Source organism: Sinosporangium album (genome assembly GCF_900100605.1).
Taxonomy (GTDB): domain Bacteria; phylum Actinomycetota; class Actinomycetes; order Streptosporangiales; family Streptosporangiaceae; genus Sinosporangium; species Sinosporangium album.
Genome location: NZ_FNCN01000034.1, coordinates 1 through 11,647, shown reverse-complemented (window position 1 = coordinate 11,647; position 11,647 = coordinate 1). Strand labels below are relative to the sequence as shown.

At 67.8% G+C, this 11,647-nt stretch carries 13 protein-coding genes and 1 riboswitch; of the genes, 7 read left to right on the top strand and 6 right to left on the bottom strand.

The genetic code is table 11. The features are described 5' to 3' along the window. The first annotated feature begins 213 nt into the window (after positions 1–213). The 3 genes from BLQ73_RS25330 to BLQ73_RS25320 all read left to right on the top strand — a co-directional run bounded on the left by BLQ73_RS25330 (position 214) and on the right by BLQ73_RS25320 (position 2,108). Positions 214–546: a hypothetical protein gene (locus BLQ73_RS25330; protein WP_093174116.1), complete on the top strand. Its 333-nt coding sequence runs from the start codon at positions 214–216 to the stop codon at positions 544–546. A gap of 59 nt (positions 547–605) precedes the next feature. Next, positions 606–1,094 carry a GntR family transcriptional regulator gene (locus tag BLQ73_RS25325; protein WP_143020439.1) on the top strand — a complete coding sequence of 163 codons (489 nt, stop codon included), beginning with the start codon at positions 606–608 and terminating at the stop codon, positions 1,092–1,094. Positions 1,095–1,334: 240 nt separating this feature from the next. Further along, positions 1,335–2,108 (top strand): hypothetical protein, encoded by a 774-nt coding sequence (locus BLQ73_RS25320; protein ID WP_245691389.1) that lies wholly within the window; start codon positions 1,335–1,337, stop codon positions 2,106–2,108. Between the two features lie 120 nt (positions 2,109–2,228). On the opposite strand, the gene BLQ73_RS25315 is transcribed toward BLQ73_RS25320, so the two are convergent. From BLQ73_RS25315 to BLQ73_RS25305, 3 genes are read right to left on the bottom strand one after another with little or no spacing between them, the layout of a single operon-like run. Then, positions 2,229–3,035, bottom strand: coding sequence for an ABC transporter ATP-binding protein (locus tag BLQ73_RS25315; RefSeq protein ID WP_093174110.1), 807 nt, complete (start codon positions 3,033–3,035; stop codon positions 2,229–2,231). Next, entirely contained in the window at positions 3,032–4,108 is a 1,077-nt protein-coding gene (locus tag BLQ73_RS25310; RefSeq protein ID WP_245691387.1) for a FecCD family ABC transporter permease, read from the bottom strand. The genes BLQ73_RS25315 and BLQ73_RS25310 overlap by 4 nt, the downstream gene beginning before the upstream one ends. After that, on the bottom strand, positions 4,105–5,121 hold the full coding sequence (locus BLQ73_RS25305) for an ABC transporter substrate-binding protein (protein ID WP_093174196.1): 1,017 nt from the start codon (positions 5,119–5,121) through the stop codon (positions 4,105–4,107). Before BLQ73_RS25305 ends, BLQ73_RS25310 begins: the two co-directional genes overlap by 4 nt. Positions 5,122–5,161: 40 nt before the next feature. Beyond that, positions 5,162–5,342: riboswitch (cobalamin riboswitch) on the bottom strand. A gap of 290 nt (positions 5,343–5,632) precedes the next feature. Between BLQ73_RS25305 and BLQ73_RS25300 the strand changes: the two genes are divergently transcribed. Beyond that, positions 5,633–6,118: a hypothetical protein gene (locus BLQ73_RS25300; protein ID WP_093174108.1), complete on the top strand. Its 486-nt coding sequence runs from the start codon at positions 5,633–5,635 to the stop codon at positions 6,116–6,118. Here the strand turns inward: BLQ73_RS25300 and BLQ73_RS25295 are convergent. Both BLQ73_RS25295 and BLQ73_RS32765 read right to left on the bottom strand, forming a co-directional pair. Further along, positions 6,115–7,686 (bottom strand): alpha/beta fold hydrolase, encoded by a 1,572-nt coding sequence (locus tag BLQ73_RS25295; RefSeq protein WP_093174106.1) that lies wholly within the window; start codon positions 7,684–7,686, stop codon positions 6,115–6,117. The two genes, BLQ73_RS25300 and BLQ73_RS25295, sit on opposite strands and share 4 nt — an antisense overlap. A gap of 178 nt (positions 7,687–7,864) precedes the next feature. Next, the gene (locus BLQ73_RS32765) at positions 7,865–8,131 is read right to left on the bottom strand and encodes a hypothetical protein (RefSeq protein WP_176955672.1); all 267 of its coding nucleotides are present in this window, start codon (positions 8,129–8,131) and stop codon (positions 7,865–7,867) included. Positions 8,132–8,498: 367 nt separating this feature from the next. Between BLQ73_RS32765 and BLQ73_RS25285 the strand changes: the two genes are divergently transcribed. Next, entirely contained in the window at positions 8,499–8,813 is a 315-nt protein-coding gene (locus tag BLQ73_RS25285; RefSeq protein ID WP_143020438.1) for a hypothetical protein, read from the top strand. A 122-nt stretch (positions 8,814–8,935) separates the two neighbouring features. After that, positions 8,936–9,682, top strand: a complete 747-nt coding sequence (locus tag BLQ73_RS25280) for a hypothetical protein (RefSeq protein WP_143020437.1) — start codon at positions 8,936–8,938, stop codon at positions 9,680–9,682. 68 nt (positions 9,683–9,750) lie between these two features. Here the strand turns inward: BLQ73_RS25280 and BLQ73_RS25275 are convergent, their stop codons facing one another. Then, on the bottom strand, positions 9,751–11,334 hold the full coding sequence (locus tag BLQ73_RS25275) for a NucA/NucB deoxyribonuclease domain-containing protein (protein WP_093174100.1): 1,584 nt from the start codon (positions 11,332–11,334) through the stop codon (positions 9,751–9,753). A 44-nt stretch (positions 11,335–11,378) separates the two neighbouring features. On the opposite strand from BLQ73_RS25275, the gene BLQ73_RS25270 reads away from it, so the two are divergent. Continuing rightward, a partial coding sequence (locus BLQ73_RS25270; protein ID WP_143020436.1) for a transposase occupies positions 11,379–11,647 on the top strand: 269 nt, incomplete at its 3' end.

The window sequence follows — 11,647 nt, the reverse complement described above, 5'->3', positions numbered from 1 at the left end:
AGCTCGGCACCCAGCAAGTGCCACGGTGAGACCGTCGGATCGACAGGAATGGGTTTGCGCGGCATTTCTGCTCCCGATTGCGGGGGGTTGCGGGATGGCCGCCATCCCGAATCTACCCACTGTGAATGTGCCCCGGCGACTCCCATGATGGCACTGCCTCACGAAAATTCCCGCACAAAAAGCCGCACGACCTTTCACGGAAGGATTTCGCCTATGACCTCCCTGCCGGGCATCGCCCGTGAACAGGAGCTGATCACCGGGCTGCAGATCCACCTGGTCCGGCAAGGCGTACAGGCCAGGCCGGGCACAGGCGCCGCGGGGCGCCCCTGCCTGGACGTGCCCGACCGCCGCGGCGTCATCCGCCGCGTCCACATCAACCTGGCGTTCCGGCTGTACCACTGGGGCGACCTCCCCGACGAGACCGCCCCCATGGCCCCGCCCGAGGAGGCGGCCCGCGCCGTCGCCCAGGCCGCCGAGCGCGGCTGGCGCGACCGCGGGCAGGCCATACGGCTTCCCGCCCCGCCCGACCATCCCGGATACCCGTGACCACCGCACGACAGCAACCGCATCCCACCCGACATCGACGACAGGACCGGAAACCCGCAGTGCAAGAGTGGACCCGCGCCCATCCCCCCTACCGCCAGATCGCGGACCGGCTCCTGTCCGACATCGCGCAAGGAGTCCACCTGCCGGGCTCCTACCTCCCCTCCGAGACGGCGCTCATCGCCAGGTTCCAAAGGTCGCGCCGCACCGTACGGCGGGCGCTGGAGACCATGGCCGACCTCGAGATCGTGGTCGCCGTCCACTCCAAGGGCTGGATGGTTCGCCCTCTCGACGATCAGGGCCCGGCCCTACTCCACCGCTACCAGGAGATCGCCGAAGACCTCTCCCGGCGGATCGCCGTCGGCCGCTACCCCCTGGGCTCGTTCCTCCCCGGCGAACTGGAACTCGCCCAGGCGTACCAGTGCAGCAGGCCCACCATGCGCAAAGCGCTCCGGCTCCTCCAGGAGCAGGGCCGCATCACCTGCCTGAAAGGCATCGGCCGCAGGGTCGTCTACACCGGCCCGCGCAAGGCGGCCCAGCACGGTCCGTGAGCCTTCCCGGCGCATGCGACTTACTCGGCGGGGAGGAAGGTCACCTGGGGTGCGCCGGTGCGACCAGTTCCAGCCCGACCTGCCCACGCGCCCTTAAGGGGAAGGGCGTGGGAGCCTGGACGTATGACAGTTGAATGGTCCCGACAGAAGATTCTCGAAGAGGTCCGGACACTCTTGCTACGTGCGGGCGCCAGGAGGGACGAGTGCTCCGCCGTGGATGTCCTGGCAGAGCCTGACGGCATGCTAGTGATCTTCCACTGGCGGCGAGACCCGAACACATACGCCATCAAGGTCGGGTTTCCGGTGGATTCGAAGAGTCCATGGGCTGGCGGTTCGTACACCGGCCTGCCAGTGACCTCGGCGGATGAATGGGCCGCAGAGTTTGCATTTCGCTTTGCAGCGGAACTCGATACCGGGCTGGTTCGCCGAAGCCGCCGGGTAATCCGAGATGGGTACGTCCTGTTGGACACTCACGATGCCCCAGACGTCTGTCCCGCCGGGTTCTTCATCGATTCAGTTTCACTCGACGACGTTGGGCTTTGCGCCTTGCCGGACGACATCGAAAAGGCATATTCCACTCTAGGATCGCTGCCGGCATCGGTTTCTCCGCCTAGGTCCAATGTCGGCGCCTGGCTGGCCCAGGCAGGGATGGATGTCACCACTCCCAGACAACTGATCGTCGAGGCCAGGCTTGCCTGCTGGCTTCAGGCCTATGTTGACAACGCCCGCGGCGAACCTTTTGTCGGGCATGCAGTCGCGTCCTGGGAGGACAAACGACACACCATCGCCCGTCTCGACCTGGTGCATATCCAGCGCGGCGTCCCATTAGAGGTGCGCGATGCGCTGGTGCGTCTCGTGGTCTGCGAGGTGGCGGAGGTTGGCGTCCTGCGCGTGGTTACCGCGGTGGACGATCCCGGGCTCCATGGGCTGGGGTTCCGGCCCGCGAACGGTGGCGGCCTTGCGCTTCACACCAGAAGCACTGAATCGCCATCGGATCCCGCGGCCGGAACCTGACCCTGGGCACCTCATATTCGGGGCCGGCTCAACATGCGAAGCCCCCGTAATGTCTCGGCGACCGGCTGAGCCTGCTCTGGAAGCCCAGACCAGTCCGTGAGCCGCCCCGGCGCATGTGCCTTACTCGGCGGGGAGGAAGGTCACCTGGGGTGCGCCGGTGCGGGGGTGGACGGCGACTTCGCTGGCGACGCCGTACACCTCGGAGATCATCGCGGGGGTCAGCACGTCGGCGGGGGTGCCGCCGGCGGCGATGTGGCCGTCGGCCAGGACGTACATGCGGTCGCAGAAGACGGCGGCGAGGTTGAGGTCGTGCAGGGCCAGCAGGGCGGTGGCGGGAAGCCGCCGCAGGAGGGCGAGGATGTCCAGTTGGTGGCGGATGTCGAGGTGGTTGGTGGGCTCGTCGAGCACGAGGAGCGCCGGCTGCTGGGTGAGCGCGCGGGCGATGAGCACCCGCTGCCTCTCCCCGCCGGACAGGTGGGTGAAGGGGCGGTCCCTCAGGTGGGAGGCGCTCACGAGGGAAAGCGCCTGGGCGAGCAGCGTCTCGTCTTCGGCCGTGTCGCCGTCGAGCAGCCGCTTGTACGGCGTGCGCCCCATGGCCACGACCTCCCGCACGGTGAGGTCGCCCTCGATCCCGGCGTCCTGCACGACGGCGGCCACCGTACGCGCGTGCTCCCGCGCGCTCAGGCCCCAGGCGTCGCGCCCGTCGACGCGCACCTGCCCGGTGTCGGGGCGCAGTACGCGGTAGATCGAGCGGAGCAGGGTGGATTTGCCGCTGCCGTTGGGGCCGACGAGCGCGACGACCTCTCCGGGGGCAACGGTCAGCGACAGCTCGCGGATGACGCGTACGGCTCCCGCGCGGAGGGTGACGCCCTCGATGTCGAGGCTGCTCGCGCGGGCGGTGCCGTACAGTGCGCTGGTGTCCTTCATCGGCCGGCCCCCTTTTCGGCGCGGCGCGCTCCGCGGCGCATGAGCCACAGGAAGAACGGTCCGCCGCACAGCGCGGTCAGTACTCCCACGGGGATCTCCTGCGGTGCGTTGATGGTTCGCGCGACGACGTCGGCCAGGACGAGGAATCCGGCGCCGCCGAGGATCGCGGCGGGTATGACGCGCCGGTGGTCGCTGCCGACGACGACGCGTACGGCATGCGGTGCCATCAGCCCCACGAAGCCGATCGGGCCGGCGGCGGCGACGAGCACCCCCGTCACCACCGAAAGCAGGACGAACATCCAGATGCGGAACGTGTGCACCGACAGGCCCATGGTGGTGGCGGCCTCCTCGCCGGCCAGCAGCAGGTTCAGGTTGCGCGCCTGCAGCATGAGGAAGGAGGCGGCCACCGTCAGCACGGAGAGGGGCAGCCACAGCGTGTCCCACGTCACCCCGCCGAGGCCGCCGAGCGTCCACGACAGCACCTCGCGGGACTCGTTGCCCCGTTCGGCGGTCAGCAGCAGGAAACTGGTGAGCGCCGTGAACACCGACGCCACCGCCACCCCGGCCAGCACGAGGCGTACGGACGTTATACCGCCGCCGACCTGGGAGGTGACGTAGACGAGGACCATCGCCAGCAGCGCGCCCGCGAACGCCGACAGCGGCAGCGACGCCCGAGTCTCGAACAGCGTCGTGCCCAGCACGATCATCAGCACCGCGCCGAACGACGCGCCCGAGGAGACACCGAGCAGGTAGGGGTCGGCCAGCGGGTTGCGGACAAGCGCCTGCATCGCCGTACCGACCGCGGCCAGCCCCGCCCCGCACACCGCGCCGAGCAGCACGCGCGGAGCCCGCACATCGAAGATGATCGTCTCCCGCGCCCGGCTCCACGTGGCCTCGGCCGGCCAGGGCAGGCCGAGGCGGTGGCTGAGGATGCCCCACACCTCACTCGGCGGCACCCGCACCGCCCCCACGCCGAGCGCCACCGTCATCGACAGCAGCAGTACGGCGGTGAGAAGCAGCAGGACCAGTGGGAACGGAGGGCGGAGACGGGACGGCGACGCCGCCCTGGTCACGAGGAGATCTTTGTCGGGTGCAGGAACCGCGCGAGTTCCTCCACGGCGGCGGGGGGCCGCACACCGACGAGAGTCGCGGTGAGCGGCAGCACCATGAACCGCTGGTTCTTGATGGCGGGAACGTCGGCGAGGACCTTCTGGGACAGGAGGAACTTCTTCTTCTCCTCCACGGTGCCCGCTCCCGCGTAGTCGTAGAGGACGATGACTTCGGGTTTCCGCTCAACGACCTGTTCCCAGGAGACGTCGGCGAACACCTCGGGGACGTCACTGAAGATGTTCTTGCCGCCGGCCATGCGGATCATCTGCTCGCCCATGCCGGCGCCGCCGGCGGTGAAAGCCGACTTGTCACCGCTGTCGTAGACGAACACCGGCACCGGCTCGACGTCCTTGACCGCGGTGGCGACGGTGTCCAGTTTCTTGCGCATGTCGCCCACGAGCGCCTCGGCGCGGTCGCCCACCCCGAAGATCTTGCCGATGGTGCGGATCTCCTCGTACACCTGCTCCACGCTCAGCTTGTCGCGCTTGCAGTACTCCAGGTTGAGGTAGGTGTTCACCCCCGCGCCGGCGAACGCCTGGCGTGAACGGCCCTCCTTCTCCGCGAACGCGCTCCCGTAGCCGCCGTAGACGAGGTCGGGATCGGTCTCCAGCACCGCCTCGAACGACGGCTCCTTCTTCGCCAGCTCCGGAATGCGCTCGTACGCCGCCCGGTACTGCTCAAGCACCTCCGAGTCGGGGAAGGCGGTGCCCACCATCGACTTTTCCAGGCCGAGTGCCAGCATGAGCTCCGCCGGGTGCTGGTGAATGGTCACCACGCGCTTCGGCGGAGCCGTGTAGGTGGTGCTGACCCCGCAGTTGTCGACCGTCACCGGGAAACCCGCCGACGCGGTCGCCGCCGCCTTGGGCGCCTCGGGCGCCTCGGGCGCCTTGGCCGGCGCGCCTCCGCAGGCCGACATGAGAACGGCGGCGCCCAGCGCCGCCAACGTCGCGGCTACCCGCCGCCGGACAGGGAACATGCCCAACACGCAAAGCCTCCTGAGGTGTCCACGCGCCTCGTACGGACGTTCGCGACAGCCCAGTCTCCTGACTCCCGGATCGACGCTCGCCCCGACCTTCCCGCTCGCGCAGTGGTCGTCGCGGGGTCCGCTCCCCGGTCACAGTGGCGGGACCGTGCCGGACTTGCACCGGCTTCCTGGTCTCCGTCGCGATGATGACGTTCAGAAGGGTATTGGTACCGTTCCAACCCGCGCCAGTCGCCCTCCCCGTAAGCCACCCGGGCTCGAGTTCGGGGACCGAGTTCTGAGCAGGGAAGGCTCCTTCGGACGAGAGGTACAGGTATCCGGCGATCGAGCCATACGCCTCCGGGATGCTCGGCGTTGGGCTCCCGCCGGCTGCCTGGAGCGCGATCCTGCCACCCGCCGCCGCGCAAGGCCCTTTCGTGGGTGATCCCTTGGGTGGGTGTGTGGTTCCTAGGATTGACATCCTCTCCGTCCTTTAGGGCGGAGAGGATGTCAAGACAAGATCGGTATGGCATTCGTGCAGGCGGCCGGAGAGGCCAAGAACAGAGGCTGGATCCAGAGGCCGAACTCCCAGGCCGAGAACGCCGACTCCGATCCGTGCGACATCAAGGACGACGGGCCGGGCACGACCTCGCCACACCCCTACAATCTGGGCCCGAACTGGGAGGACCGCGGCGTCATCCAGTCTCAGCAGTTCCCCTCCTCGTCCCGCTTCTGGATGGTCGACATCAATAAGGACCGCAAGGCCGAGTTCGTGGCGGTCGACAAGGACCAGAACTTCCGGTTCTGGTGGAACGGCGGCCCTTCGGGGGCGAACTGGGTCCCCTTCGTCGAGGGGCAGAAACTGGATTACTGCTTGATACCCCGTGGGGGTATCTGCCAGCCGGCGAACGGCCGCGGGCGGTGTTCTCGAACCGCCCGCGGCTCGTCGCCGGACGTGTCAGGGGATGTGCTGGTGGCGAGCTGTGCCGCCACCTGGCCCGCAGGCCGTTAGGGAGTGGCTACCCCCTGGCAGCCGCGGCCGATGCGGCCCGTGGTGAAGAACGACACCATCTCGACGGCGCAGTTCTGCTCCTTGGTGGCCGAACCGTGCATGTCATCGTCAACGGTGAAGACCTTGCCGCCGATGGCCTTACGCATCTGGAGCGTCCACTCGTACGGCGAGATGGACTCGTGGCGGTGGCCCGACAGCACCAGCGACCCTCCGCCGTGGCGTGCCCGGTACTCCTGAACCGGGAGCGGCCAGCCCGCACAGGCGGCGGAGAAGCGGAGGAACCGGCCGGTCACCGGGTTCTTTTCGAGGCGCTGCTGGTAGGCGGCCCACGCGTCGGCGAAGCCGAGACGGCTGGGGTCCTCGTTGCAGAAGACCGCCTGGCTCGTCGTCAGGTTGAACGTTTCGGGCGCGTCGGGCGGCACCGGCGGCCGAGGACGGCCGAGCATGTCCTTGACGGCGGCCGGTGCGGGGTCGCCGTTGGCCGAGTCGCGCAGCGCGCGGTAGGCCGCGGCGATCTTCGGCCATTCCGGTGAACCGCGTCCGGCCCACATGGAGATCAGACCGCCGTCGAGGGCCATCGGCAGATCGTTGTAGCGCCGCTGGGTCTCGTCCAGGGCGCGGCGGAGGTTGAGGACCTCGGTGTAGACCTTCCTCGCGGTGGTGCCGAGGCCGTAGGTCTCGTGGCGGGCGGCGATCCAGGCCGCCTGGCGGAGGAAGGCCCGCTCGGCCGCCGCGGCTCTGCCGTCCTCGAAGTCGTCCAGGCGGAACTTCGGCAGCGCCACGCTGTCGAGGAACATGCGCTCGACCCGGCGGGGGTAGGCGCTGCGGTAGACCGCGCCGAGCCAGCTTCCCCAGGAGATGCCGAGGAAATGCAGCTTGCGCTCGCCGAGCGCCTCCCGGACGCGGTCGAGGTCGTGGGCGACGTTCAGGGTGGTGAGCCGGCCGAGGAACGCGGCGTCGGATTGGCCGCAGGTGATGTTGGCGGCGTGTTCGGCGTCGAAGATGCGTTTGGCGGCCTCTTCGGTGAGCGGGCCGGGGTCGGGCCGCGGAACGCTGGCGGGCGGGCAGGGCGCCTTGGCGCTGTAGCCGACGCCGCGGGTGTCGAAGCCGATGAGGTCGTACCGGTCGTTCAGCCGGGCGTTGTCGCCGTTCATCATCAACAGCTCGACGGGCATGTAGTAGCCGCTGCCGCCGGGCCCGCCGGGGTTGAGCGCCAGGCTGCCGAGGCGCCGCGCCTGGTCTGCCGCCTTGAGCCGGGTGACGGCGATGGAGATCTGCCGGCCGCGGGGCTCGTCGTAATCCAGGGGGACGTCGATCTTTCCGCACTCCAGCCGGTTCAGCAGGGCGCGGAAGGCCGGTATCCGGTCGTTGGTGACGTTGCGGGAGCGGATCACGTCATCGGAGAGGGTCGGACAGGTGTGCCAGCCGATCGCCGTGGAGGACCGATCTCCCGGCCTCTGCGCCGACGCCGTGGGGGAGAGGTCGCCTGGCGTCGCCGCCGCGGCAGGGAGGGGGGCGCCTGGGATCAGGAACGCCAGCGCGGCGGCGGCGATCGCGGTCTTCGGCATGGAGGGTAACCTCACGGATCACTCTTTCTTTCTGGGGGGGAATCCGTCGAGATGGTCGGGGGGCGGCTCCCGGGGGGTGCGGGAGCCGCGCGCAGGAGACGGCTTTTCACCTGCGACAGGTGGGCTGTGCCGCACGTACGGCGGCGCCGTGGGAGCGGCCGGCAGCCGTCCCCCCTCGTCAGTCCTGCGGTGCGGGACGGTTTTCGGAGTGAATGTCGAGCCGGGGACCGTGCCCGTGTTCGGCCCCGCCCCCGTCGGTGGGGCCGTTAGACGTGTCGGAGGTGAGGGTCAGGGGTGTGTGCGCCGGGTCCAGAGCCGCCAGGGAGATGTCACTGGTCGGATCCGCGGCGAGGTGAGGATCGCCCACCCGCCGGGCCGCGGTGCGCATGACGGCGTCGTTGTGGCGGCGGATGGAGTCCAAGGCCGCAGGTTCGCTGAGGCGCATCCGCACCGCTCCTTTCGCCGCCCGCCCTTACACCTCTACTTGGAACGGCCCGCGCGAAGCGTTACCGGGAATTTCGGCCATGTCTTTAAAAAAGGTACGAATCCGCTGGTCATGCGTCGCGTAGTCGGGCTGGACGAGCTCACGGCGTCAGCCGTACGGCACGGCGTTGGGCGGCTGGGCCAACGGGGAGCGTGTCCGTTCGGCTGTCGGGACGATGTGCCGGGGTGACTCCTCCGCCTCCTTCAGGAGGCGGAGGAGTCACGACGAAAGAGCACGTCAAGAGCCGCGCGGCAGGCGCGGTAAGCGATCTTGTAGAGACCCTCAACTCGGGTGACGAGGCCGCCCTGACACGATTTCTCGCCGACGTGTGGCGCGCGCCCGTCCCCGGAACGCCGTACGGCGTGCGCCGCGGTACGGCGTGCGCTCAGGTGACGCCGACGGCGTCGAGGAGGGCGTGTTCGACCCGGTCGGCGGCGTGGGCGTGGCCTTTGGCGTTGGGGTGGATCAGGGCGGGCGTGCCGGGGAAGCGGGTGTAGAGGCCGTCCGCCCAGTTCCGGCCGCCGGCCTTGTCGCAGACGCTGTGGCCCCGGCTGGAGGTGTAGAGGTCGACGAAGACGTCGCCCTGCTCGTCGGCGACCTCGCGGATCGGCCGGGGGCAGCGCCTGCCGTGGCCGCGAAGTAAGACCGTGACGGCGGCGTGGGCAGTCGGGAACGCAGGTGTGGGAACTCTACGCGCAAGTGGTAGGAGGTGACCCTTGAACTAGTCGGTCATGTATGCCAATTTCCAGACCTGCGGTAGATGACATGATGAAGGACGACGATACGGCCCAGGGAGTGGAGCGCTCGACAGTGGATCTTTCCGTGGTTGGCGATTTCTGCACCATGTTCACAACTCGCGACGATATTGGAACCGTCGCGTCGCTGATCGGCGGAGTCCCTCTGGCGGCGGACTACCGTTCCCCAGAGGCTCTCGACTCGATCACTGCAACCCTCATCCGTTGGGGTGACGGGATCCTGATCACGCACCCGTACTATGACTACGAGTGTGCCCGCCAAGAGGTCATGAGCGCCCTGTCACGTGACGGCCATCTGGCCGTCTGTTTGGCGTGGGGAATCGCGCTTCTCCCGTGGGCGAAGACCTACTCCAATATGGACCCATGGCACGCGGCGGGCGCATCGCTGGCCTACTTCGCCTACGCTGCGAACGGGAGGCTGGAGGTCGGGTTCGACCCTTACGACTTCGACAGAGCCGATCCGTCCGCCCGCTGCGGCTGGAACACCGGGGTGGTCGACGCCTACCTGCACAATCTGGACTTCACCCCTCTTACAGTCGCGACACAGCACTCCGGCAGGAAATTGAGGCCAGGCTGGCGCACCATTCCCCAGCACGCATACGCCTGCGTCACCCTAATGGAGCGGATCGCGGGCGCCACCTTTCCAGCAGATGCCAAGAGCCCGGACTCGCCCGATGCAGGAATCACTATCGCCAGTCCGCTACCGGCCATGAGCGTTGCTGAATTCGCCCGTTTCATGGGCCCGCCGCAGTGCTGAGTCTTGCGTCGCCGGCTCCATGTGACTGATGAAGCCGGCGACGTCCGTTCTGGAAAAGCCGTGTCAGCCTACGATGCAGGCCCTGGGCCTGGGGAGATGAGGACCCAGAAGGGGTCTTCTTCAAGAATCCTGTGTCGCTCGTAGAACCATCTCAAAGCCGTGCCCGCACTGCCATTGTGCGGCTGCGGCAAGTACTTGTAGCTGATATTCGCCGTGAGCGTCCCAGCGCCGTTCCTTCCGGCTCCTTCGTAGGCGCTGGCGAAGGGGTACTCATCGCACTGGTACCCAGCGGGCCTCGCGAGCTGTGCGCACGCGCGGTCCTTCTCCCTCGTGTTCTCTCTGAAGAGAGGGTTGCCATTCTCATCCCAAATCCTATGCAGCGGAGCGCCGCGGCCCGCAGCACCACTTACGATGTACTCCAGGAAGTCTCCCGGGATCACCTTGCTGGTGTTTGCGAAGGCGCTCTTGATGTGACGAGCAACCTCCCCGTGTTTCACGCTCCTCTCGTAGTAGGTGATGAACCTGTTCCCCTTGGCCAGGATGCAGCCCCCATAATGGGTCCGGTACCTGGGCGAGGTGTCGCACATCACCTCCGGCTCCTTGTAGAAGTTCTTGACGTCCTCATCCTTCAGGAGCCTGCCCTGGAGATATCCGCCGACTGCGATGTACGGGGCTATCTTGCAGGTACCGACCAGGTCGGGTCCGCTGCTGGCGGCGGTACTCGACTTGATTTTGAAGTGTGCATAAGGGTTCGACTTCCAGTCCGCGCGCGACGCCCTTCTGGAAGAGGGCCCGTCGACGGCACAGACGCTAGGACCGGGGTTGCCCGCTGTCGTGATGTTAGCGTTCAGCATGATGTCGTTGTCGTTGATGCTGACGCCCTCGGGCTCGATCTTGTACCAGACGTCGATGTCGCGGCTGTGCCTATTGGGGTCATCCAATGCCTGGGCTAGGTAGTTCCCGATGCGTGCGAGAATCATCGTGGTGGCGGTGAACTGCGTGAATCCCATTGGGATCCTCTTCTTCACACCGTCTACGATGACAGTGCGGTAGAGGGTGACCCCGTAGGTCCAGGTGTAGCACCACGTGAAGGGCCGATATTGATCGTGGAGAACGGGGCGGGGCGGCACACCCTGCCAGCCTTCCTTCCGGCAGATCTCGGTCGTGAAGTGCTCCAGACTGAAATTCGCCGCAGCCGCACCGGTGGGCTGGGGCACCCGATTGCCGCTCGGAAGGGGCTGGCCGCCACCGGCGGTATTGATCGTGAAGGTGGACCAGGGTGACCAGGCACCATTGACCCCGCCGGCGGTGGCCCGAGCGCGCCAGCGGAGTTTCCAGCCGTCTGACAACTTGCCCGCCGGCACCGCCGCACTGGCTTCCTGTCCGCTGGGGAAGGCGCTCTGGGATGTGCCGGACCAGATCAGGCCGCTGCCTTGGCCGGTGGCGGCCGGGTCGTGTTCCACCTCGACGCTCAGCGTGGACGAGCGGCCCTCCGGGTCGGTGACTCTCGCGTACAGGCCCGGCGTCAGCGTGGTGGCCGCACCATTGTTGTGGGGCCAGACGTTCAACGCCGACACGGTGGGGGCATTGACGGGTGGCGGCGGCTCATCGGTGGTGAATGTCCAGGCGTGCGGCGTCATGACGTGGATCACCCCGGGTTGGTTGGAGGCTCCTGAACCTGGAAGGGTGAGGAGCTATGGCACCACCGAGGAAGTACAGCTCTGAACTGCGTGAACGTGCGGTTCGAATGGTCTTTGAGCTTCGTGAGCAGACGGGCGAGCGGACAGGCGCGATCGCCCGGGTCGCAGACCGGCTCGGGGTGCATCGGGAGGCGTTGCGGACGTGGATCCGGCAGGCCGAGGTCGATGGCGGGCAGCGTCCGGGCCGGACGACGTCCGATGCTCAGCGCATCGGAGAGCTCGAACGCGAAGTGCGTGAGTTGCGGCGGGCGAACGAGATCTTGAA

Coding starts and splice junctions, on each gene's coding strand:
- BLQ73_RS25295 (WP_093174106.1), bottom strand. CDS start 7,686: ATGCCGAAGACCGCGATCGCCGCCGCCGCGCTGGCGTTCCTGATCCCA.
- BLQ73_RS25320 (WP_245691389.1), top strand. CDS start 1,335: ATGCTAGTGATCTTCCACTGGCGGCGAGACCCGAACACATACGCCATC.
- BLQ73_RS25305 (WP_093174196.1), bottom strand. CDS start 5,121: ATGTTCCCTGTCCGGCGGCGGGTAGCCGCGACGTTGGCGGCGCTGGGC.
- BLQ73_RS25300 (WP_093174108.1), top strand. CDS start 5,633: ATGGCATTCGTGCAGGCGGCCGGAGAGGCCAAGAACAGAGGCTGGATC.
- BLQ73_RS25280 (WP_143020437.1), top strand. CDS start 8,936: ATGATGAAGGACGACGATACGGCCCAGGGAGTGGAGCGCTCGACAGTG.
- BLQ73_RS25330 (WP_093174116.1), top strand. CDS start 214: ATGACCTCCCTGCCGGGCATCGCCCGTGAACAGGAGCTGATCACCGGG.
- BLQ73_RS32765 (WP_176955672.1), bottom strand. CDS start 8,131: ATGCGCCTCAGCGAACCTGCGGCCTTGGACTCCATCCGCCGCCACAAC.
- BLQ73_RS25315 (WP_093174110.1), bottom strand. CDS start 3,035: ATGAAGGACACCAGCGCACTGTACGGCACCGCCCGCGCGAGCAGCCTC.